General features: G+C 60.9%; 17 protein-coding genes. 7 read left to right on the top strand and 10 right to left on the bottom strand.

Going from position 1 to position 22,525, the window contains the following annotated elements:
• Positions 1–19 precede the first annotated feature (19 nt).
• Positions 20–3,916 (bottom strand): phosphoribosylformylglycinamidine synthase, encoded by a 3,897-nt coding sequence (gene purL / locus AC3ITY_RS05105; protein ID WP_489307956.1) that lies wholly within the window; start codon positions 3,914–3,916, stop codon positions 20–22.
• 285 nt (positions 3,917–4,201) lie between these two features.
• Between purL and mltF the strand changes: the two genes are divergently transcribed.
• Positions 4,202–5,662, top strand: coding sequence for a membrane-bound lytic murein transglycosylase MltF (mltF, locus tag AC3ITY_RS05100; protein WP_489307954.1), 1,461 nt, complete (start codon positions 4,202–4,204; stop codon positions 5,660–5,662).
• 126 nt (positions 5,663–5,788) lie between these two features.
• On the opposite strand, the gene pdxJ is transcribed toward mltF, so the two are convergent.
• From pdxJ to lptF, 8 genes are all read right to left on the bottom strand, one after another.
• The gene (pdxJ, locus tag AC3ITY_RS05095; RefSeq protein ID WP_489307953.1) at positions 5,789–6,535 is read right to left on the bottom strand and encodes a pyridoxine 5'-phosphate synthase; all 747 of its coding nucleotides are present in this window, start codon (positions 6,533–6,535) and stop codon (positions 5,789–5,791) included.
• A 50-nt stretch (positions 6,536–6,585) separates the two neighbouring features.
• Entirely contained in the window at positions 6,586–7,269 is a 684-nt protein-coding gene (gene recO / locus AC3ITY_RS05090) for a DNA repair protein RecO (protein ID WP_489307952.1), read from the bottom strand.
• Between the two features lie 133 nt (positions 7,270–7,402).
• On the bottom strand, positions 7,403–8,305 hold the full coding sequence (gene era, locus AC3ITY_RS05085) for a GTPase Era (protein WP_007973959.1): 903 nt from the start codon (positions 8,303–8,305) through the stop codon (positions 7,403–7,405).
• Positions 8,298–8,987, bottom strand: a complete 690-nt coding sequence (gene rnc, locus AC3ITY_RS05080; RefSeq protein WP_008053221.1) for a ribonuclease III — start codon at positions 8,985–8,987, stop codon at positions 8,298–8,300. The genes era and rnc overlap by 8 nt, the downstream gene beginning before the upstream one ends.
• Positions 8,988–9,172: 185 nt before the next feature.
• The gene (gene lepB / locus AC3ITY_RS05075; protein ID WP_489307951.1) at positions 9,173–10,027 is read right to left on the bottom strand and encodes a signal peptidase I; all 855 of its coding nucleotides are present in this window, start codon (positions 10,025–10,027) and stop codon (positions 9,173–9,175) included.
• A 5-nt stretch (positions 10,028–10,032) separates the two neighbouring features.
• Positions 10,033–11,832, bottom strand: a complete 1,800-nt coding sequence (gene lepA / locus AC3ITY_RS05070; RefSeq protein WP_347910792.1) for a translation elongation factor 4 — start codon at positions 11,830–11,832, stop codon at positions 10,033–10,035.
• A 171-nt stretch (positions 11,833–12,003) separates the two neighbouring features.
• Positions 12,004–13,065: an LPS export ABC transporter permease LptG gene (gene lptG, locus AC3ITY_RS05065; RefSeq protein ID WP_489307949.1), complete on the bottom strand. Its 1,062-nt coding sequence runs from the start codon at positions 13,063–13,065 to the stop codon at positions 12,004–12,006.
• Entirely contained in the window at positions 13,058–14,176 is a 1,119-nt protein-coding gene (gene lptF / locus AC3ITY_RS05060; RefSeq protein ID WP_489307948.1) for an LPS export ABC transporter permease LptF, read from the bottom strand. The genes lptG and lptF overlap by 8 nt, the downstream gene beginning before the upstream one ends.
• Positions 14,177–14,583: 407 nt before the next feature.
• Between lptF and AC3ITY_RS05055 the strand changes: the two genes are divergently transcribed.
• Genes AC3ITY_RS05055 through AC3ITY_RS05045 form a run of 3 tightly spaced genes read left to right on the top strand, consistent with a single transcriptional unit; the run spans position 14,584 to position 16,979 of the window.
• Positions 14,584–16,074, top strand: a complete 1,491-nt coding sequence (locus AC3ITY_RS05055) for a leucyl aminopeptidase (RefSeq protein ID WP_489310780.1) — start codon at positions 14,584–14,586, stop codon at positions 16,072–16,074.
• A gap of 60 nt (positions 16,075–16,134) precedes the next feature.
• Complete coding sequence (locus tag AC3ITY_RS05050) at positions 16,135–16,563, top strand: DNA polymerase III subunit chi (RefSeq protein WP_489307946.1); 429 nt, start codon at positions 16,135–16,137, stop codon at positions 16,561–16,563.
• An 8-nt stretch (positions 16,564–16,571) separates the two neighbouring features.
• Entirely contained in the window at positions 16,572–16,979 is a 408-nt protein-coding gene (locus AC3ITY_RS05045) for a DNA polymerase III subunit chi (protein WP_223458616.1), read from the top strand.
• A 202-nt stretch (positions 16,980–17,181) separates the two neighbouring features.
• Here the strand turns inward: AC3ITY_RS05045 and AC3ITY_RS05040 are convergent, their stop codons facing one another.
• The gene (locus AC3ITY_RS05040; RefSeq protein WP_489307944.1) at positions 17,182–17,949 is read right to left on the bottom strand and encodes a sulfite exporter TauE/SafE family protein; all 768 of its coding nucleotides are present in this window, start codon (positions 17,947–17,949) and stop codon (positions 17,182–17,184) included.
• Between the two features lie 200 nt (positions 17,950–18,149).
• Here AC3ITY_RS05040 and xseA point away from each other — a divergent pair, with 200 nt between their 5' ends.
• The 3 genes from xseA (at position 18,150) to leuA (ending at position 22,494) form a co-directional block, all read left to right on the top strand.
• Positions 18,150–19,529 (top strand): exodeoxyribonuclease VII large subunit, encoded by a 1,380-nt coding sequence (gene xseA / locus AC3ITY_RS05035; RefSeq protein ID WP_008053235.1) that lies wholly within the window; start codon positions 18,150–18,152, stop codon positions 19,527–19,529.
• Between the two features lie 3 nt (positions 19,530–19,532).
• The gene (locus AC3ITY_RS05030; protein WP_489307942.1) at positions 19,533–20,354 is read left to right on the top strand and encodes a peptidoglycan DD-metalloendopeptidase family protein; all 822 of its coding nucleotides are present in this window, start codon (positions 19,533–19,535) and stop codon (positions 20,352–20,354) included.
• Positions 20,355–20,814: 460 nt separating this feature from the next.
• Positions 20,815–22,494 (top strand): 2-isopropylmalate synthase, encoded by a 1,680-nt coding sequence (gene leuA / locus AC3ITY_RS05025; RefSeq protein WP_489307941.1) that lies wholly within the window; start codon positions 20,815–20,817, stop codon positions 22,492–22,494.
• Positions 22,495–22,525: the final 31 nt, after the last annotated feature.

The raw sequence follows: 22,525 nt of genomic DNA, 5'->3' as shown, positions 1-22,525 counted from the left end.
GCGCTTAGTTCACCCGCTTTTAGTTTACCCAGACCCGAGCATTACGGAACATGCGCATCAGCGGTGCATCTTCGTTCCAGTCGTCCGAACGCCACGAGTTCTGCACGGCGCGGAACACACGCTCCGGGTGCGGCATCATGATCGTTACGCGACCGTCGCGGCTGGTCAAACCGGTGATCCCGCGCGGCGAGCCGTTCGGGTTGGCCGGGTAGCTTTCGGTGACCTTGCCGTGGTTGTCGACGAAACGCATCGCCACGCAACCGGACAGATCGGCTTCCAGCAGGGCTTCTTCGCTGGAGAACTCGGCATGACCTTCACCGTGGGCGATGGCGATCGGCATACGCGAACCGGCCATGCCTTGCAGGAAGATCGAGTTCGACTCCTGGATCTGCACCATGGCAACACGGGCTTCGAACTGCTCGGAACGGTTGCGCACGAAGTGCGGCCAGAACTCGCTACCCGGGATCAGCTCGTGCAGGTTGGACATCATCTGGCAACCGTTGCACACGCCGAGGGTGAAGCTGTCGTTACGTTCGAAGAAACCCTGGAACGCATCGCGGGCCCGGCTGTTGAACAGCGCCGACTTGGCCCAGCCTTCACCGGCACCCAGTACGTCGCCGTAGGAGAAGCCACCGCAAGCGACCATGCCCTTGAACTCGTTCAGGTCGACTCGGCCGGCCAGAATGTCGCTCATGTGCACGTCGATCGCGTTGAAACCGGCGCGGTCGAACGCGGCTGCCATTTCTACCTGACCGTTGACGCCCTGCTCACGCAGCACGGCAACCTGTGGGCGAATGCCTTTCTTGATGTAAGGCGCGGCGACGTCCTGGTTGACGTCGTAGCTGAGCTTGACGCTCAGGCCCGGGTTGTCTTCTTCCAGCAGCACGTCGAACTCTTGCTCGGCGCAGTCGGCGTTATCACGCAGACGCTGGATCTGGTAGCTGGTCTCGGCCCACTGGCGTTGCAGCAGACGACGCTGGCCTTCGAACACGGTTTCGCCGTTGAAGGTGATGCTGATCTCGCCGTTGTTCATCGGCTGACCGACCACCGATACGCAGTCGCCCAAACCAGCAGCGCTGAACTGCGCGAGGATGTCCGGGGTCGCGTCCTGGCGAACCTGGATCACGGCACCCAGTTCTTCGTTGAACAGGATGGCGGCGATGTCGGCGGAGGTTTCCGCCAGACCGTCGAGGTTCAGGCTCAGACCGCAGTGACCGGCGAAGGCCATCTCGACAACGCTGGTCAGCAGACCACCGTCGGAACGGTCGTGGTAGGCCAGCAGGTGACCGTCGGCGTTGAGGCCCTGGATCACCGCGAAGAAGGCTTTCAGGTCTTCGGCGTCATCGACGTCCGGAGCCTGACTGCCGAGTTTGCCGTGAACCTGCGCGAGGATCGAGGCGCCCATGCGGTTCTGGCCACGACCGAGGTCGATCAGGATCAGGTCGGTGGTGCCCTTGTCCATGCGCAGTTGCGGGGTCAGGGTCTGACGGATGTCAGTCACTGGCGCGAAACCGGTCACGATCAGGGACATCGGCGACGTGACGGACTTGTCCACGCCTTCATCGTTCCAGCGCGTGGCCATGGACATCGAGTCCTTGCCCACCGGAATGGTGATGCCCAGCTCAGGGCACAGTTCCATGCCGACCGCTTTCACGGTGTCATACAGGCGTGCGTCTTCACCCGGGTGACCGGCTGCGGACATCCAGTTCGCCGACAACTTGATGTCGGAGATCTTGCCGATGCGCGAAGCGGCAATGTTGGTCAGGGTTTCGCCGATGGCCATGCGGCCCGACGCCGGAGCGTCCAGCAGTGCCAGCGGAGTACGCTCGCCCATGGCCATGGCTTCACCGGTGTAGACGTCGAAGCTGGTGGCGGTGACGGCAACGTCGGCCACCGGAACCTGCCACGGGCCGACCATCTGGTCACGGGCCACGAGGCCGGTGATGGTGCGGTCGCCGATGGTGATCAGGAAGCTCTTGCTGGCCACGGCCGGGTGATGCAGGACGCGCTCGACGCAGTTGGCAATGTCGAGGGTCGACGGATCGAAATCGTCGCCCAGCTCATTTTCACGAACCACCGAACGGTGCATGCGTGGAGCCTTGCCCAGCAGCACTTCCAGCGGCATGTCCACAGGGCTGTTGCCGAAGTGGCTATCGGTCACGGTCAGCTGTGGTTCGGCAGTGGCTTCGCCGACCACGGCAAACGGGCAACGCTCGCGTTCGCAGATCGCCTTGAAGCGTTCGAAATCCGCCGGGCCGACCGCCAGAACGTAGCGCTCCTGGGATTCGTTGGACCAGATTTCGTGCGGGGCCATGCCCGGCTCGTCGTTTGGAATGTTGCGCAGTTCGAAACGGCCACCGCGGTCGCCGTCGTTGACCAGTTCCGGGAAGGCGTTGGACAGACCGCCCGCACCCACGTCGTGGATGAAGCTGATCGGGTTCTTGTCGCCCAGTTGCCAGCAACGGTCGATGACTTCCTGGCAGCGACGTTCCATTTCCGGGTTTTCGCGCTGTACCGAAGCGAAGTCCAGGTCTGCCGAGCTGGTGCCGGTGGCCATGGAGGAAGCCGCGCCGCCGCCCAGGCCGATCAGCATCGCCGGGCCGCCGAGCACGATCAGCTTGGAGCCGACCAGGATCTCGCCTTTCTTGACGTGTTCTTCACGGATGTTGCCCATACCGCCAGCCAGCATGATCGGCTTGTGGTAACCACGAACTTCGTCACCGTGCGGGGTGGTGATCGATTGTTCGAAGGTACGGAAGTAGCCGGTCAGGGCCGGACGGCCGAATTCGTTGTTGAACGCAGCGCCGCCCAGCGGGCCTTCGATCATGATGTCCAGCGCAGTGACGATGCGCTCAGGCTTGCCGTATGGCACTTCCCACGGCTGTTCGAAGCCCGGGATCTGCAGGTTCGACACAGTGAAACCGGTCAGGCCAGCCTTCGGCTTGGCGCCACGGCCGGTAGCGCCTTCGTCGCGAATCTCGCCACCGGAACCGGTGGATGCGCCCGGGAACGGGGCAATCGCGGTCGGGTGGTTGTGGGTCTCGACCTTCATCAGGATGTGCACCGGCTCCTGCACCGCGCCGTACTGGCGGGTTTCAGGGTCCGGGAAGAAGCGACCGGCCACGGAGCCGACGATCACCGAAGCGTTGTCCTTGTAAGCCGACAGGACACCTTCGCTGTGCATCACGTAGGTGTTCTTGATCATGCCGAACAGGCTTTTTTCCTGGCTCTGGCCGTCGATGTCCCAACTGGCGTTGAAGATCTTGTGGCGGCAGTGCTCGGAGTTCGCCTGGGCGAACATCATCAGTTCGATGTCGTGCGGGTTGCGCTTCAAGCCGACGAAGGCGTTGACCAGGTAGTCGATCTCGTCTTCGGCCAGGGCCAGGCCCAGCTCGGTATTGGCTTTTTCCAGCGCGGCGCGGCCGCCACCCAGCACGTCGATGGCGGTCAGGGGTTTCGGTTCGGCGTGGCTGAACAGGCCGGCGGCCTGTTCGAGGTTGCCCAGGACGATCTGGGTCATGCGGTCGTGCAGACCGTCGGCGATCAGCTGGGCTTCAGCGTCGCTGAACTGGCCGGCCACGTAGAACGCGATGCCGCGCTCCAGGCGCTGGATTTTCGCCAGGCCACAGTTACGGGCGATGTCGCTGGCCTTGCTCGACCACGGCGAGATGGTGCCGAAACGCGGCAGCACCAGAAACAGACGACCGGTCGGTTCCTGTACCGGAACGCTTGGACCGTACTTCAGAAGGCGCGCAAGCACCTGCTGTTCGTCGCCGGTCAGGACGCCGGTAACTTCGGCGAAGTGAGCGAATTCAGCATACAGGCCACTGACAGCCGGAACCTTCTGGCTCAGTTGCTCAAGGAGTTTGCTGTGGCGAAAGGCAGAAAGGGCAGGAGCGCCGCGCAGGATCAACATCTTCGGGACAGCCTCGGGAAGGGGTGTGCTTTGAGGCCGTGCATTCTAGCCTAAACAGCCCGCGACAGCACCCGAAACGCTACGCACGGTTGCACTCGGGTGCCAAACTGTGTTTCTGCCTCGAAAGTCAGGTTAACCGGGCGTGTGACGACAGCTTATTTTTACTGTAACAAAATGCAGACAAAGCCCATTCCTGCGGGGTTTCGGCCGGTTTTGTGATCTCTAGCAGACTAGCCCCTCACTGTCGAGATATGGCGCCCGTGGTCCTTTGCGTATACTGCGCAAATGTTTTTCCCAACGGCTTTGCGTCCGCGGTATGCCAAATGGCTCATCGCAACCGGACTCTTCCTGATGCTCGGTGGCTGTGTTGATAAACCCAACACGCTCGAGCGCGTAAAGGAGGATGGTGTGCTGCGGGTGGTTACCCGAAACAGCCCTGCCACCTACTTTCAGGATCGCAACGGTGAAACCGGCTTCGAATACGAGCTGGTGAAGCGCTTCGCCGACGATCTGGGGGTCGAGCTCAAGATCGAGACCGCCGACAACCTCGATGACCTGTTCAACCAGGTCGGCAAGCCCGATGGCCCGGTGCTGGCGGCGGCCGGTCTGGTCAGCAGCGAAGAACGCAAGAAGCAGGTGCGCTTCTCCCACTCCTATCTGGAAGTCACCCCGCAGATCATCTACCGCAACGGCCAGTCACGGCCAACCGACGCGAAGGATCTGGTGGGCAAGAAGATCATGGTGCTCAAGGGCAGCACCCACGCCGAACAACTCGCGCAGTTGAAACAGAAATTTCCCGGCATCGAATACGAAGAGTCTGACGCGGTCGAGGTCGTCGATCTGCTGCGTATGGTGGACGAAGGTCAGATCGACCTGACACTGGTCGACTCCAACGAAGTGGCGATGAACCAGGTGTACTTCACCAACATCCGGGTCGCCTTCGACCTCGGTGACGCCAGCAACCAGAGCTGGGCCGTCGCCCCGGGCGACGACAACAGCCTGCTCAACGAAATCAACGATTACCTCGACAAGGTCAAGAAGAACGGCACCCTGCAACGCCTCAAGGACCGCTACTACGGGCATGTCGACGTCCTCGGCTACATGGGCGCCACCACGTTTGCCCAACACTTGCAGCAACGCCTGCCCAAATACGAACAGCACTTCAAGTCGTACGCCAAGAAAGAGAAAGTCGACTGGCGCCTGCTCGCGGCCATCGGGTACCAGGAGTCGTTGTGGCAACCGGCGGTCACATCCAAGACCGGCGTGCGCGGCCTGATGATGCTGACCCAGAACACCGCACAGGCCATGGGCGTGTCCAACCGACTGGACCCCAAGCAGAGCATCATGGGCGGCGCCAAGTACCTGGCCTACATGAAAGACCAGCTCGACGATTCGATTCAGGAACCGGACCGTACCTGGTTTGCCCTGGCAGCCTACAACGTCGGCAGCGGCCACCTGGATGACGCACGCAAACTGGCGGCCAAGGAAGGGTTGAACCCGGACAAATGGCTGGATGTGAAGAAAATCCTGCCGCGCCTGTCGGAAAAGAAGTGGTACAGCAAAACCCGGTACGGCTACGCCCGTGGCGGCGAACCGGTGCATTTCGTGGCGAACATCCGTCGCTACTACGACATCCTGACCTGGGTCACGCAGCCGCAGCTTGAGGGCGACCAGGTCGCCCAGGGCAAACTGCTTGTTCCGGGGATCGACAAGACCAAGCCTGCTCAAGAGCCAGCACCGCTTTAAAAACCACCACCAAACCACTGTAGGAGCGAGCCTGCTCGCGATGAGGCCCTTTCAGTCACATCAACTGTGTCTGTCAGACCGCTATCGCGAGCAGGCTCGCTCCTACAGTGGGGTTTGTATTGTGTTTCAGGCCTTGGCAGCCGCCGCCAGAATCAGCGCCTTCATCTCCGAAACTGCCGACTTGAAGCCAACGAACAGCGCATGGGCCACCAGCGCATGGCCGATGTTCAGCTCGTTGATCCCCTTGATCGCCGCCACGGCTTCAACGTTGTGATAGTGCAGGCCATGGCCGGCATTGACGATCAGGCCCTGGGACAGGCCGAAGGCCACGCCATCGGCCACACGCTTGAGTTCTTCGGCGACTTCGGTTGGCGTCTCGGCATCGGCATAACGGCCGGTGTGCAGTTCGATGGCCGGTGCACCGACACGGCGGGAGGCTTCGATCTGGCGCTCATCGGCGTCAATGAACAACGACACTTCGGAGCCGATCTTCGACAAGCGCTCGACCGCGGCCTTGATCCGCGCTTCCTGCCCCGCCACGTCCAGGCCACCCTCGGTGGTCAGTTCCTGACGAGTTTCCGGCACCAGGCAAATGTGCGCCGGGCGGATGCGCTCGGCGAACTGCATCATTTCTTCGGTGACGCCCATTTCGAAGTTCATGCGGGTTTGCAGCACGTCCTTGAGCAGCAGAACGTCGCGTTCCTGAATATGCCGACGGTCTTCACGCAGGTGCACGGTGATGCCGTCAGCGCCCGCCTCTTCCGCGTCCAGTGCCGCCTTGACCGGGTCCGGGTAACGGGTGCCCCGGGCCTGACGCAGGGTGGCAACGTGGTCGATGTTCACGCCAAGAAGAATGCGGGTGCTGGTGGTCACGGAAAGCGCTCCAGAAGAAGAGAAAGTTCGGTGCACAGCATACGGTGTGATCAGGGCTTGCGAAACAGCTCGCGACTGACAAGTGGACGGCCGCCCAGGTGAACGGCCAACGCCTGGCGCATCAAGCGCTTGGCGGCAGACAGAGCGCCGGGGGCGGACCAGTCGGCTTCGGCCATGGCCAGCAGTTCGGTGCCGTTGAACAGGCCCGGTTGCAGCAGATAGACCCGCTCCAGCCCCGCATCCACTTGCAAACGGTAGAGGCCGTCCGGCGCGATGGGCTGATCATGAATATCAGTTGTCAGGGAAAAACCGTAGCCGAGGTCATCAAGCAAGCGCCATTCGAAGGAGCGCAGCAAAGGCTCCAGTGGGCGACCTTCGGCCAATGCCAGCAAAGTGGCGGCGTAATGATCGAACACCGAGGGGAGCGGATCTTCAGCGGGCAACAAGCGAATCAGCAGTTCATTGAGGTAAAGGCCACTGAACAGCGCCTCACCGTTGAGCCAGGTGGAGATGCCGGCACTTTCCATGCGCCCGACATTCTTCAGCTCGCCCTTGCCCCGGAACTCGACTTCCAATGGCACGAATGGCCGCGCCAGCGTCCCGGCCTTGCCCCGTGCACTGCGCAACACCGCCCGCAGCCGGCCTTGCGGCGTCAGGAAGTCCACCAGCGCACTATTTTCACGGTAGGCGCGGGAGTGGAGGACGTAGGCGGGCTGGGCGATGGGCTGGGACATGGAACTCTCAATGAACTGTAGGAGCGAGCTTGCTCGCGATGGTGGGTAACGATAACGCGGGCATTCTGAATGAACACGGCGCTTTCAAGTCCATCGCGAGCAAGCTCGCTCCTACAGGGGGCCTTGCGAAATATTACAAGTCGCCATAACCCAACGAACGCAACGCACGCTCGTCATCGGACCAGCCACCCTTAACCTTGACCCACAGGTTGAGCATGATCTTGGAGTCGAACAGCAGCTCCATGTCCTTGCGCGCTTCGGTGCCGATGCGCTTGATGCGCTCGCCCTTGTCGCCAATGATGATTTTCTTCTGGCCATCGCGCTCGACGAGGATCAAGGCATGGATGTGCAGGGTCTTGCCCTGCTGCTTGAACTCTTCGATTTCAACGGTGATCTGGTACGGCAGCTCGGCGCCCATCTGGCGCATGATTTTCTCGCGCACCAGTTCGGCGGCGAGGAAACGGCTGCTGCGGTCGGTGATCTGGTCTTCCGGGAAGAAGTGATCGTTTTCCGGCAAGTGCTCGGCAATCACCCGTTCCAGTGCATCGAGGTTGTGCCCGTGCTGTGCGGAAATCGGGATGATCTGTGCATTCGGCAACTGCTCCTGCAACCAGCTCAGGTGCGGCATCAGCTCGGCTTTGTCTTCGATGCGATCGGTCTTGTTCAACGCCACGATCAGCGGGCCGGTCACGTACTGGACGCGCTCGAGAACCATCTGGTCCTCTTCGGTCCACTTGGTGCGATCCACCACGAAGATCACCACGTCGACGTCTTTCAACGCCGCCGAAGCGGTCTTGTTCATGTAGCGGTTCAGGGCCTTCTCGCCACCTTTGTGCATACCGGGGGTGTCGACGTAGATCGCCTGCACATCGCCCTCGGTCTTGATACCGAGCATGTTGTGACGGGTGGTTTGCGGTTTGCGCGAGGTGATCGCCAGCTTCTGACCCAGGATGTGGTTCAGCAGCGTGGACTTGCCCACGTTCGGACGGCCGACGATGGCAACATAGCCACAGCGAGTTGCGTTTGTATCAGTCATTGCCATTCTCCACACCCAGGGCAATCAGTGCTGCGGCGGCCGCTACCTGTTCGGCAATACGACGACTCACACCCTGACCTCGGCTTTTTTCATTCAGTAAGATGATTTCGCATTCGACGAAGAACGTCCGGCAATGCGGCTCACCCTGGATATCCACCACTTCGTAACGCGGCAGCTCACAACCACGGGACTGCAGGAACTCTTGCAGGCGGGTCTTTGGATCTTTGTTGGTGTCGACCAGTGTCAGGCCTTCGAACTCGCCGGCCAGCCAGGCGAGCACACGCTCGCGGGCCATTTCCATGCCGGCATCGAGGTAGATAGCACCGATCAACGCTTCGAGGGCATCGGCCAGAATCGACTCGCGACGGAAACCGCCGCTTTTCAGCTCGCCCGAGCCCAGGCGCAGGTATTCGCCCAGATCGAAACCACGGGCCAGTACGGCCAGGGTCTCACCTTTCACCAGACGCGCGCGCAAACGCGACAACTGGCCTTCGCGGGCCAGCGGGAAACGCTCGAACAGAGCCTCGCCGGCGACGAAGTTGAGAATGGCGTCACCGAGGAATTCCAGGCGTTCGTTGTTACGCCCGGCAAAACTGCGGTGAGTCAGGGCCAGGACCATCAGTTCCTGATCCTTGAAGGTGTAGCCGAGCTGACGCTCTAGACGGCTTAAGGAGACGCTCACGGTTTACCCACGCTGAGTTCGTGGCTGGATTCCACCGCCATTGCCGTGAGGCGGCGCAGGCTTGGGACAATTAACGCTGTGTTCAAAAATAACGTCCTGAATATCATTGTTTTCATGCCTCTGGCCCCCGAATCTGCCGGTTCCAGAAATGCATTCGGCGCTGTGTTCAACAGCGCCGTGTTTGATTACTTGATCAGGCCAACCCGCGAGAAATTCGGCAGGTGGCTGAGTTTGGGTTCCGGCCAGCTCATCCAGACCGCGAAGGCCTTGCCGACGATATTCTTGTCGGGAACCATGCCCAGCAGATCCTTGGGAATGTTCGGATCATCCCAGTAGCGACTGTCGTTCGAGTTATCGCGGTTGTCGCCCATCATGAAGTAGTGCCCGACCGGCACGGTCCACGAATGGTCCGGCATTGCGCGGTAGCGGCTCATTTCCTTGCGGATCATGTGCTCGGCCGCACCGAGTTTTTCCTTGTAGAGCTCAGCGCTGCCCAGCGTGCCCGGCTCGGCGCCGACCAGTTGCTCGGCAATCGATTGACCGTTGACGAACAGACGCTTGTCGGCGGTGTAACGAACCGTGTCGCCCGGTAAACCAACCACACGCTTGATGTAGTTGACGTTCGGATCGCTCGGGTAGCGGAACACCATGACATCGCCGCGCTGCGGATCACCGACTTCGATGACTTTCTTGTCGATCACCGGCAAGCGGATCCCGTAGGAAAACTTGCTCACCAGGATGAAGTCGCCGACATCCAGGGTTGGCTTCATCGAACCGGAAGGAATTTGGAACGGTTCCACCAGGAACGAACGCAGCACCAGCACGATGAACAACACCGGGAAGAACGACTTGCCGTATTCAACCAGCAGCGGCTCTTTGTTCAGCTTCTCGACCACGACCATGTCAGGCTGGCTGACGCTGCCCTGATAGGAGGCGATGGCGGCACGCCGGCGCGGGGCCAGGACCAACAGATCGAGCAACGCCAACAGGCCGCAGACGAACACGGCGATGACCAGCAACAGCGGGAAATTTAGTGACATAGGACCTAACTATCCAACCTGAGCACTGCAAGGAAGGCTTCCTGTGGAATTTCCACGTTGCCGACTTGCTTCATGCGTTTCTTACCGGCCTTTTGCTTTTCCAGCAGCTTTTTCTTACGGCTGACGTCACCACCGTAGCATTTGGCCAATACGTTCTTTCTGAGCGCCTTGACGGTTGTCCGCGCCACAATCTGCCCGCCAATGGCGGCCTGGATTGCCACGTCGAACATCTGCCGCGGAATCAGTTCCTTCATCTTCTCGGTCAGCTGGCGACCTTTGTAGTGCGAGTTGTCACGGTGCACGATCAGCGCCAGGGCATCGACCTTGTCACCGTTGATCAGCACGTCCAGCTTCACCAGACTAGCCGATTGATAACGATCGAAATGGTAGTCCAGCGAAGCATAGCCGCGGCTGGTGGATTTCAGGCGGTCGAAGAAGTCCAGCACCACTTCGTTCATCGGCAGGTCGTAGGTCACTTGTACCTGCGAACCGAGGAACAGCATGTCGACCTGTACACCACGTTTTTCGATGCACAGGGTAATGACGTTGCCCAGGTGCTCCTGCGGCACAAGAATATTGGCGCGCACGATCGGCTCGCGCATGTCCTCGATGGCAGACAGATCCGGCAGCTTCGACGGGTTATCGACGTAGATCGTCTCGCCGGTCTTGAGCAGCAGTTCGAAGATTACCGTCGGCGCCGTGGTGATCAGGTCCAGGTTGTACTCGCGCTCCAGGCGCTCCTGGATGATTTCCATGTGCAGCATGCCGAGGAAGCCGCAACGGAAGCCGAAGCCCAGTGCGTCGGAGCTTTCCGGTGTGTATTGCAGCGACGAATCGTTCAGGGTGAGCTTTTGCAGCGCCTCGCGGAAGTCTTCGAAGTCGTCGGAGCTGACCGGGAACAGACCGGCGTAAACCTGCGGTTGAATACGTTTGAAGCCTGGCAGTACATCAACGTCCGGCGTCGAGCTCAAGGTCAGGGTGTCGCCCACTGGCGCACCGTGAATGTCCTTGATGCTGGCGATGATGAAGCCCACTTCACCGGCCTTGAGGTCAGCGGTAGGGGTGTGCTTCGGGTTGAATACACCGACGCTGTCCACCAGGTGGATCTTGCCGGTGGACTTGACCAGGATCTTGTCGCCCTTCTTCACACGACCGTGGCGCACGCGTACCAAGGAAACAACGCCCAGGTAGTTGTCGAACCAGGAGTCGATGATCAACGCTTGCAGCGGATCTTCGTAGTTGCCGGTTGGTGCAGGAATGGTGGCGACCAGGCGCTCGAGCACTTCGTCGACGCCCAGACCGGTCTTGGCAGAGCAAGTGACCGCGTCGGTGGCATCGATGCCGATGATTTTTTCGATTTCTTCCCTGACGCGGTCCGGATCGGCCTGTGGCAGGTCGATCTTGTTCAGCACCGGCATCACTTCCAGGCCCTGCTCGATCGCCGTGTAGCAGTTGGCAACCGACTGCGCTTCCACGCCCTGACCGGCATCGACCACCAGCAGCGCGCCTTCACAGGCGGCCAGCGAACGGCTCACCTCATAGGTGAAGTCGACGTGGCCGGGGGTATCAATGAAGTTCAGCTGGTAGTTGATACCGTCGCGAGCCTTGTAATACAGGGTAACGCTGTGCGCCTTGATGGTGATCCCGCGTTCACGCTCGAGGTCCATGGAGTCCAGGACCTGGGCTTCCATTTCGCGCTCGGCGAGGCCGCCACACATCTGGATGAAGCGATCGGCCAGCGTCGACTTGCCATGGTCAATGTGGGCGATGATGGAGAAATTGCGGATATGACTCAAATCACTCACGGATCAACACTCAAAAAGGCTGCAGGCATGGCCCGCCGAAAAATAGCCGGGAATTGTACCTGATCCACGGCGCAAGCGTCACGTTCGCAGGTCAGACGGTGCCTACAAAAACGCCCCGGTCTTGCGACCGGGGCGTTCTAAATCGTCAAAGCGGTCGGAAAATGCCCGCCATCAACCTGCTCGACGCAACAACCAGAGCCCCGCCAAGGCACAAATACCCGCCGGCAGCAGCACCGAAAGCAACGGCGGGAAGCCGAATACCAGGCTGGAAGGCCCCAGCAAATCCTGGACGATACGGAAGGTGAAGCCCACCAGCACACCGGTGAATACACGCTGGCCGAGAGTTACCGAACGCAATGGACCGAAAATGAAGGAAATGGCCATCAACACCAACGCGGCAGTGACCAACGGCTGCAACACCTTGACCCAAAATGCCAGCCAGTAGCGGCCATTGTTCAGCCCCTGGTCTGCCAGATAGTGGATGTAACCCCACAGGCCGCTGATCGACAGCGACTCCGGCACCATGACCACGGTGTTCAGCAACTGCGGACTCAATGCGACTTCCCAACGCTCGATCGGGGTCGAAACCACTTCGGTGCTGCGCTCGTGGAACAGCGTGGTCGTGACGTCCGTCAACTGCCAGTGATCGGTGTCGAACTCGGCACGCTTGGCGAAGCTCGCCGACAGCATGTGCCGTTCGTTGTCGAAGCGATAACGGGTCACGCCATACAGGATGCCGTTGGGTTGTACCGAGTTGACGTGAATGAATTCATCGCCCTGGCGGTGCCACAAGCCGTGCTTGGCGCTTTGTGCATCACCGCTGCCCTGGGCCAGCGAGCGATTGGCCTGTGCGGTGGTTTCGGCAGGCGGCGCGATGTACTCGCCGACCAACACACCGGCGAGCATCAATACCAGCATCGGTTTCATGACCGCCCAGACGATCCGGCCGATCGACACACCGGCCGCGCGCATGATGGTCAGCTCACTGTTGCTGGCCAGGCTGCCCAGACCGATCAGGCAACCGATCAGCGCGGCCATCGGCATCATTTCGTACATCCGGCGCGGCGCAGTCAGCGTCACATAACTCAGAACATCGACCAGGGTGTAGGTATCGGTGACTTCACTCATCTCGTCGATGAAGGCAAACAGTGTCGCCAGACCAAGAATGATCCCGAGCACCGCCAGAATCGCAATCAACACACTGCTACCAATGTAGCGATCCAGCTTAACCACGGGCCACCTCCAGCGCGCTGCGGCGACTCGCCCTCTTCAAACGCAGAGGCTCCCAGTAAAGCAAGCCCAGGCCAATGGCCAGGAAAATTCCGTGCACCCACCACAAGCCCAGCACCGCGGGGATCTTGCCCTTGTCGAGGGCACCGCGGGCGGCAATCAGAATGGTCAGGTAGGCCATATAAAGAAGAATCGCCGGCAGCAATTTGAGGAACCGGCCCTGGCGCGGGTTGACCCGCGACAGCGGCACCGCCATCAAGGTCACGATGAACACCAGCAATGGCAGTGACATGCGCCATTGCAACTCGGCGCGCAGGCGAATGTCTTCACTGCCGATCAACTTACTGGTCGGCATCGCATCACGATCGGTGACTTCGTCGCTGACGTCCGGTTTTGGCAGCAACACACCGTACTCGTCGTACTTGATCGCCCGGTAGTCGGCCTGCCCTGGATTACCGTCATAGCGATAGCCGTTATCAAGGATCAGGTAGCGGTTGCCGTCCGGGCGAATTTCCTGGCGCCCCTTTTCTGCTACCAGGACAGAAATTCCGCGATCCTTGTTATTGGAACTGATGTTTTTTTGCGAGATGAACACGCCCCCCAGATTGACGCGGTCATCGGTCATGCGCTCTGTGTAGGTGACCCGGGTACCGTCTCGCAGGGCCTGGAAACGCCCTGGCTCCAGGGTATCGAATTCGGTCAAGGCATCCTGCTTGTTCAGTAGCAACTGAAACTGGTTGGCCCCTTGTGGCGCCAGGCTCAGGCTCAGCCACGCCACGACGAGTGCAACCAGGGTAGCCGGAAACATTGTCATCCAAACCAGCCGTTGCTGGCTCATGCCGGTGGCCGAGAGTACGGTCATTTCACTTTCGAGGTACAGGCGCCCGTAGGACAACAGGATCCCGAGAAACAGCCCCAGCGGCAGGATCAGCTGGAGGAAGCCCGGCATACGAAAGCCCATGATCAGGAACAGCGACCCCGGATCCAGCAGGCCCGAGGCCGCCTGGGCGAGGTACTTGATGAAGCGACCGCTCATGATGATGACCAGCAGCACGGCGCTGACGGCGCTCAAGGTCAACAGGACTTCGCGGGATAGATAACGGAAGACGATCAAACCAGACACTCCAGGGTTGTCAGGCTAAGGCGGCCAAACAAGCAAACGTATCGGACAACCCGCAAGGCAGAGCCGCCGAAAAAAGATGGCGCATTATCCTGTGATTGGGTGCGCCTGTCACTGCGCAATGCATCCGGGGACGTGTAGGAGCCAGCTTGCTAGCGATGGTCGCCAACGATAACGCGAAGAACCTGAAACCCCGCGGTGGCCTCGGGTTCTTCGCGAGCAATCGAGCGTCGACCGGCTGCTCCTACAATCGTACAACCGAGGGTTGTCAGCCGCCGGTAGCGAGGTTCAAACTGCGGCCTTTGTCGCCGGTCGATCCTGGCGCCTTTCTGTTTATAAGCAATCGACGCACATAAAGTGTCGGGCGCATGCGTGATAACCATCAATTCAGGGACCCGGACATGGAACTGGTTGTAAAAAGCGTCAACCCCGAAACGTTGAAGACCGCCACTCTCGTGGTCTCCGTCGGCGAAGGCCGCAAGCTCGGCGCTGTTGCCAGACAACTCGACGAACTGAGCGGCGGCGCGATCAGCGCAGTGCTCAAGCGCGGCGACCTGGCCGGCAAGGTTGGCCAGAGCCTGTTGCTGCACAGCCTGCCGAACCTCAAGGCCGAGCGTGTGCTGCTGGTGGGCGTGGGCAAGGACGACGAACTGGGTGACCGCCCGTTCCGCAAAATCATCGCCGGCATCCTCAATACCCTCAAAGGTTTGGGCGGCAACGACGCTGTGCTGGCCCTGGATGAAGTGGTCGTCAAAGGCCGCGACAGCTACGGCAAGACCCGCCTGCTGGCCGAAACCCTGGTGGACGGCGAGTACAGCTTCGACCAGTTCAAGAGCCAGAAGGCCGAACCCCGCGCCCTGAAGAAAATCACCCTGCTGACCATCAAGGCCGCCCAGGCTGAAGTGCAACGCGCCGTGACTCACGCCACCGCCATCGCCAACGGCATGGCTTTCACCCGCAACCTGGGTAACCTGCCGCCGAACATCTGCCACCCGACCTTCCTCGGTGAGCAGGCGAAAGACCTGGGCAAGGAATTCAAGGACCTGAAAGTCGAAGTCCTCGACGAGAAGAAGATCAAGGCCCTGGGCATGGGCTCGTTCTACGCCGTCGGCCAGGGCAGCGCCCAGCCTCCGCGCCTGATCGTCATGCAATACAACGGCGGCAAGAAATCCGAGAAGCCGTACGCACTGGTCGGCAAAGGCATCACCTTCGACACCGGCGGTATCAGCCTGAAGCCAGGCGCCGGCATGGATGAAATGAAGTACGACATGGGCGGCGCCGCCAGCGTGTTCGGCACCCTGCGTGCCGTACTGGAACTGAAGCTGCCGATCAACCTGGTCTGCATCCTGGCCTGCGCCGAGAACATGCCGAGCGGCAATGCTTCGCGCCCTGGCGACATCGTCACCACCATGAGCGGCCAGACCGTGGAAATCCTCAACACCGACGCCGAAGGCCGCCTGGTGCTGTGCGACGCCCTGACCTACTCCGAGCGCTTCAAGCCGCAAGCGGTCATCGACATCGCGACCCTGACCGGTGCGTGCGTGGTCGCCCTGGGTTCCCACACGTCGGGCCTGCTGGGCAACAATGACGAACTGATCGGCCAACTGCTGAGCGCCGGCAAGGCTGCCGACGACCGCGCCTGGCAACTGCCGCTGTTCGATGAGTACCAGGAACAGCTGGACAGCCCGTTCGCCGACATCGCCAACATTGGCGGCCCGAAAGCCGGCACCATCACCGCGGCCTGCTTCCTGTCGCGTTTCACCAAGAACCTGAACTGGGCGCACCTGGACATCGCCGGCACGGCCTGGACCAGCGGCGGCAAGGACAAGGGCGCCACTGGCCGTCCGGTTCCCCTGCTGACCCAATACCTGCTAGACCGCGCCAAAGCCTGAAACCGTTGATGGGCGGCGGCGTCACTTTCCGGTGACGCCGCTTGCCGCTCTGGAACCGCAATGACCAAAGTCGACTTCTATATCCTGCCCAGCGCCGATCCTTCGGCACGCCTGGACTTTGCCTGCAAGCTCACCGAGAAAGCCTGGCGCATGGGCCACCGCATCTACCTACATTGCAGCGACGCGGCCCAGCGTGACGATCTCGATGCGCGGCTGTGGGCGTTCAAGGGTGAAAGCTTCGTGCCCCACGGCCCTGCCGACAGCGAACCTGACGGCTTGATTGTCTTGGGGTTGGGCGAAGACTGCGGTCAGCATCAGGATTTGCTGGTCAATCTCGACCTGAAAGTCCCGGCCTTCGCCAACAGGTTCGCCAGAGTGGCGGAAGTGGTGGTGGAGGATCCGACGATCAGAGCGGCCGCGCGGGAGAGTTTCCGTTTCTACCGCGAACAGGGCTATCCTCTGCAAGATCACCGTTTACAGCGACTCTGAGCCTGCCAATGGACACTCCAAAACCGCTGCAACAGTCCGCGCACCTGCTGGACGACCTTGAGTCGATCCGCCAATTGCTCGGCGATGACAACCTGCAACCGCCCCTGCTTACCGACACGGTCGAGGAAGGTGATCAGGAACAGATTCCGATGTTGTTCGACGCCGTGAGCGAGCCTTCGCCACCCGTCGTACCGACAACCCCTGCCTCCATCGTTGAACCCGTCACCACGGCGACGCCGGCGCCTGCCGCCAGCAAGAACCCGGATGACTTGCTGCACCTGGACAGCGAATTGCGCGCCGCCGCACAGTTGATCATGCAAGACGTGATCGACGATTTCGCCCCGCACATCGAGACCGAAATCAAACGCCGCCTCAGTGCACGGCTGGAGCGGTTGTTGAGCCAGTACAACGACTGAATAATTGTGGAGTGTGGCTTGCCTGTGGCGAGGGAGCTTGCTCCCGCTGGGCTGCGAAGCGGCCCTGGCCTTTCTGTCAGTGAAACCGGTCTGGATGAATAAGCGTCTGCTGCGCAGCCGAACGGGACGGTGCGGCGGTCCGACAAGCTCCCTCGCCACAAAATAGCTCTCTGACACCAACTCCCCACCACAGGTTGAATATTCAGACGCTCAAGTAACGCCCGATCAACGCAATCCCACTGGCCAGCACCAGCCACGTCACCAGGCGCACGAACGCCTCGCGGGACAACCTCATGGTCAGCCGTCGACCGAACCACAGCCCCAGCACCATCGCCGGCAACAGACAAACCGCCAGCACCAGCAGCGGTAAATCGGCATACACACCGGCGATTGCAAACAGGCTCAGACGCACCACCGTACTGCAACTGATCAGCGCACTCTGGGTGGCCCGCGCCGCCTCCTTGGGCAACCGGCTGTTCAAATAGATCGCATAGAGAAAGCCGCCGCTGCCAAACAACGCGCCAAACATTCCGCCCACCGTCCCCATCGGCAGCGCCCATGCGGCGGACAGTTGCGTCGGCCGGGTCTTGATCCACAGGCTGTAAATTGCATAGGCGCTGATAAACAGCCCCATCAACAGCAGCAACAGGTCGGACTTGAGGTTCAGCAGGAAAATCACGCCCAGGGTGCAGCCCACCGCCATGCACGGCAGCAAGCGCAGCAGTTCCGGTTTCGCCACATCACGCCGCGAGGGCAACAAGTTGCCGAACGCCGCAACAAAATCCAGCAGCACAAGCAGCGGGACGATTTTCGACAGCGGCATGAACAGAATCAGAATCGGCCCCGCCACCAGCGCGGTGCCAAAACCGGCGATGCCGAACACGATGTAGGCCAGGGCGATGCCCGCACCGATTACCAGCCAGTCCAGCGGGCCGAAGGGCCACTGGTTCAACAGTTCAAACGCATTCATCCACATATCTTCCGTGATTACCCGCCGGTGACTCTACCTTTGTGGGACCGGGCTTGCTCGCGAAAGCGGACTAACACCCCAGACCAATGTGGCTGACACACCGTCTTCGCGAGCAAGCCCGCTCCCACATCAAGCGGTTCCACAAGGGATTTATGTTGAGCCATGGAGATTGCCGGGCAAATGCCTTTAAACTGCGCCCCATGATTAAAGATCCCTTTGCAAGACTCGGCCTGGACCGCGAAGTCCTGACTGTCAGCCAGCTCAATGGCCGCGCGCGGGTGTTGCTCGAAGACGTGTTCAGCAACATCTGGGTCGAAGGCGAAATCTCCAACCTCGCCCGCCCGGCTTCCGGCCACGTGTATTTCACCCTCAAGGACAGCGGCGCCCAGGTGCGTTGCGCGCTGTTCCGACAAAACGCGGCACGGGTTCGCCAGGCCTTGAAGGACGGCCTGGCGGTCAAGGTCCGTGGCAAGGTCTCGCTGTTCGAGGGGCGCGGTGATTATCAACTGATCCTCGACACCGTGGAGCCGGCCGGCGACGGCGCCTTGCGCCTGGCCTTCGATGCACTCAAGGAAAAGCTCAGCGCCGAAGGGCTGTTCAGTGCCGAACGCAAAGTGCCGCTGCCGGCGCACCCACAACGCATCGGCATCATCAGTTCGCCCACCGGGGCGGTGATCCGCGACATCATCAGCGTGTTCCGCCGTCGCGCACCGCAGGTGCAGTTGACCCTGATCCCTACCGCCGTACAGGGCCGCGAAGCCACAGCGCAGATTGTCCGCGCCCTGAAACTGGCAGATGCTCGCGGGTTCGACGCACTGATCCTGGCCCGGGGCGGCGGTTCACTGGAAGACCTCTGGTGCTTCAACGAAGAAGCCGTGGCCCGCGCCGTAGACGCTTGCGTGACGCCGATTGTCAGTGCGGTCGGCCATGAAACCGACGTATCGATCAGCGACTTCGTGGCCGACGTGCGCGCACCCACCCCTTCCGCTGCCGCCGAATTGCTGGCACCGGACTCCAGCGACCTGGTGCGTCGGGTCGAAAGCCTGCACCGACGACTGGTGATGCGCATGCGCGACCGCTTGATGCGCGACCGCCTACGCCTGGAAGGCATTTCCCGGCGCCTGCGCCATCCCGGCGAGCGCCTGCGCCAGCAAGCGCAACGCCTGGATGACCTGGACATGCGCATGCGCCGCGCGTTCGAGCGCAGCCTCAACACCCGTCGCGAACGCTTGATCCGCCTGGAAACCCGTTTGGCCGCACAACATCCGGGACGGCAACTGGCAATGCTTCGCCAGCGCCTCGACAGCCTGGCCGAACGCCTGCCGCGGGCGATCCGCGAAGGGCTGAAGAACCGTCGGCTGCAGTTGCACAGCCAGATGCAGACGCTGCATGTGGTCAGCCCGCTGGCGACCCTCGGCCGTGGCTACAGCATCTTGCTGGACGAGCGCGGCAACGCGATCCGCAACGCCGCGCAAACCCATACCGGCCAGCGCCTGAAGGCCAAACTGGGCGAAGGTGAACTGCAAGTGCGGGTCGAAGACAATCACCTGACGCCTGTCACCCTTTCTTTACTGGATTGATCCATGCCGCGTTTCTTTGCTCCGTTGCTGTTACTGCTCCTGACCTTCAACGCCCACGCCGACAGCTACATCACCCGCCTGTTGAACAAACCGGTGCCGGGCGGTGTTGCGGTGGTGGACCTGGGCACGTCCGCCCAGGCGCCAAAAGCCACTTATCAAGGCAAACCGGTGCTGGTGGTCAAGGAGCAGAACAACTGGCTGGCGATTGTCGGCGTGCCGCTGACGGTCAAGCCAGGGGCTCAATCGGTCAGCAGCGGCGGACGTAACCTGAGTTTTACGGTTGGCGACAAGAAATACCCGGAACAGCGCATCACCCTGAAAAACACCCAACAGGTCAATCCGGACCCGGAAAATCTCAAGCGCATCGAGCGTGAACTAGCCGAGCAGATTACTGCCTACCGCACGTACAGCCCCAACACCCCGAGCAACCTACTGCTGGACAAACCGGTGAACGGGCCGCTGTCGAGCAAGTTCGGCGTGCGGCGCTTTTTCAATGGTGAAGAGCGCAACCCCCACTCAGGCCTGGACTTCGCTGTACCCGGCGGTACGCCAATCAAGACCCCGGCCGCCGGCAAGGTGATCCTGATCGGTAACTACTTCTTCAATGGCAACACGGTATTCGTCGACCACGGCCAGGGCTTTATCAGCATGTTCTGCCACATGTCGAAAATCGACGTGAAGGTGGGGCAGCCACTGGCCCGTGGTGACGTGGTCGGCAAAGTCGGCGCGACCGGCCGCGCGACCGGGCCGCACATGCACTGGAACGTCAGCCTGAACGATGCACGGGTCGATCCGGCTATCTTCATTGGTGCGTTTCAGCCCTGATCCTCAAATAGGGCCTCTGGCCTCATCGCGAGCAGGCTCGCTCCCACATTTTCCGTATTCACGTCGATCCAATGTGGGAGCGAGCCTGCTCGCGATGGCAATATCACAGACACCGAAAGCAGTCCGGCAGTGTCACCTCACCAATTGCGCACCGCTCAAACCTCGCGCAACCAACAAGATGATCGAAACCATTTGAAGCAATAAAATCTCGATAAATACCCGCTCACGAGTATTCCTCTCAATTTTTTTCGACTGCTTGCCATCTTTCCCCCCCAAGGTTAGGGTTGAAGGCATGAAAACCTCTCACACCCTCATTCAGCTCCGCCAACACCGCAGCCTGTGCCTCGTCAGTGCACGACTGCCGGGCTGAATCGTGGTGCCTCGTCCCAAGCGTTACTCCAAGAACTTTTGATCCACCGGCAGGCCGCCTTTTTTCGGCCCACACAATAAGGATTTCCTGATGAGCATGCTCAAAGACCCGTCTTCGAAATACCGCGCGTTCCCGACCATCGACATTCCGGACCGCACCTGGCCGTCGAAAACCATCACCGCCGCGCCGATCTGGTGCAGTTCCGACCTGCGTGACGGCAACCAGTCGCTGATCGAGCCGATGGACGCCGTCAAGAAGCTGCGCTTCTGGAAAACCCTGGTACAGGTCGGCGTGAAGGAAATCGAAGCGTCGTTCCCGGCCGCCTCGCAAACCGACTTCGACTTCGTTCGCACCCTGATCGAAGGCAACCACATCCCGGACGACACCACCATCCAGGTGCTGACCCAGGGCCGTGAAGACCTGATCGAGCGCACCTTCGAATCCCTGCGCGGCGCGAAGAAAGCCATCGTTCACCTGTACAACGCAACCTCCCCTTCCTTCCGCCGCATTGTCTTCAACCAGGACAAGGACGGGGTCAAGGCCATCGCCGTGAACGCCGCCAAACTGTTCGTCAAATACGCGGCCATGCAGCCGGACACCGAGTGGACCTTCGAATACTCGCCAGAAACCTTCAGCGCCACTGAGCTTGAGTTCGCCAAGGAAGTCTGCGACGCGGTGATCGAAGTCTGGAACCCGACGCCCGAGCACAAGATGATCCTCAACCTGCCGGCCACGGTGGAATGCGCGACCCCGAACATCTATGCCGACCAGATCGAATGGTTCGGCCGTCACATCAACCGTCGTGACAGCGTGATCATCAGCCTGCACACCCACAACGACCGTGGCACGGGCGTTGCCGCCACCGAACTGGGCCTGATGGCTGGCGCCGACCGTGTCGAAGGCTGCCTGTTCGGCAACGGCGAGCGTACCGGTAACGTCGACCTCGTGACCGTGGCCCTGAACCTCTACACCCAGGGCGTGCATCCTGAGCTGGACTTCTCCGACATCGACGGCGTGCGCAAAGTCGTCGAAGAGTGCAACCAGATCCAGGTGCACCCGCGTCACCCGTACGTCGGCGACCTGGTGCACACCGCGTTCTCCGGCTCGCACCAGGATGCGATCCGCAAGGGCTTTGCCCAGCAGAAACCAAACGAATTGTGGGAAGTACCGTACCTGCCGATCGACCCGGCCGACATCGGCCGCAGCTACGAGGCGGTCATCCGCGTCAACAGCCAATCGGGCAAGGGCGGCATCGCCTACCTCCTGGAACAGGAATACGGCATCAGCCTGCCGCGTCGCATGCAGATCGAGTTCAGCCAGGTCGTGCAGCGTGAAACCGACCGCCTCGGCCTGGAAATGACCGCCCAGCAGATCCACGCATTGCTGCACAGCGAGTACTTGCAGGCCAACACCCCGTACGCGCTGGTCAGCCATCGCCTGCAGGAAGAAAACGGTCACAGCGCCGTTGAAGTGGAAGTGGCCAGCCAAGGCCAGGGCGAAACCAACCTGCACTGGCGCGGCAAGGGCAACGGCGCCCTGGAAGCGCTGGTGGCCGGCCTGCCGGTACCGGTGGAAATCATGGACTACAACGAGCACGCCATCGGCGCGGGCACCAATGCCAAGGCTGCGGCCTACATTGAACTGCGTGTGAACGGCGAACGTGCGGTGCATGGCGTCGGCATCGATGAAAACATCACCACCGCCAGCTTCAAGGCCCTGTTCAGCGCACTGAACCGTTCGCTGAGCCAGCCGGAAGCGAAAGCGGCGTAACCATCGCTGAAATGCAAAAGGCCTCAAGGTG

It is taken from the genome of Pseudomonas sp. GL_091 (assembly GCF_057837725.1).
This window is presented reverse-complemented; position numbering and strand designations above follow the sequence as displayed.

Bases quoted from the DNA above. Each gene is read 5' to 3' on its own strand.
- xseA (WP_008053235.1), top strand. From the start codon at position 18,150: ATGATTAAAGATCCCTTTGCAAGACTCGGCCTGGACCGCGAAGTCCTG.
- AC3ITY_RS05040 (WP_489307944.1), bottom strand. From the start codon at position 17,949: ATGAATGCGTTTGAACTGTTGAACCAGTGGCCCTTCGGCCCGCTGGAC.
- leuA (WP_489307941.1), top strand. From the start codon at position 20,815: ATGAGCATGCTCAAAGACCCGTCTTCGAAATACCGCGCGTTCCCGACC.
- AC3ITY_RS05050 (WP_489307946.1), top strand. From the start codon at position 16,135: ATGACCAAAGTCGACTTCTATATCCTGCCCAGCGCCGATCCTTCGGCA.
- AC3ITY_RS05030 (WP_489307942.1), top strand. From the start codon at position 19,533: ATGCCGCGTTTCTTTGCTCCGTTGCTGTTACTGCTCCTGACCTTCAAC.
- era (WP_007973959.1), bottom strand. From the start codon at position 8,305: ATGACTGATACAAACGCAACTCGCTGTGGCTATGTTGCCATCGTCGGC.
- mltF (WP_489307954.1), top strand. From the start codon at position 4,202: ATGTTTTTCCCAACGGCTTTGCGTCCGCGGTATGCCAAATGGCTCATC.
- lepB (WP_489307951.1), bottom strand. From the start codon at position 10,027: ATGTCACTAAATTTCCCGCTGTTGCTGGTCATCGCCGTGTTCGTCTGC.
- AC3ITY_RS05055 (WP_489310780.1), top strand. From the start codon at position 14,584: ATGGAACTGGTTGTAAAAAGCGTCAACCCCGAAACGTTGAAGACCGCC.
- recO (WP_489307952.1), bottom strand. From the start codon at position 7,269: ATGTCCCAGCCCATCGCCCAGCCCGCCTACGTCCTCCACTCCCGCGCC.
- AC3ITY_RS05045 (WP_223458616.1), top strand. From the start codon at position 16,572: ATGGACACTCCAAAACCGCTGCAACAGTCCGCGCACCTGCTGGACGAC.
- purL (WP_489307956.1), bottom strand. From the start codon at position 3,916: ATGTTGATCCTGCGCGGCGCTCCTGCCCTTTCTGCCTTTCGCCACAGC.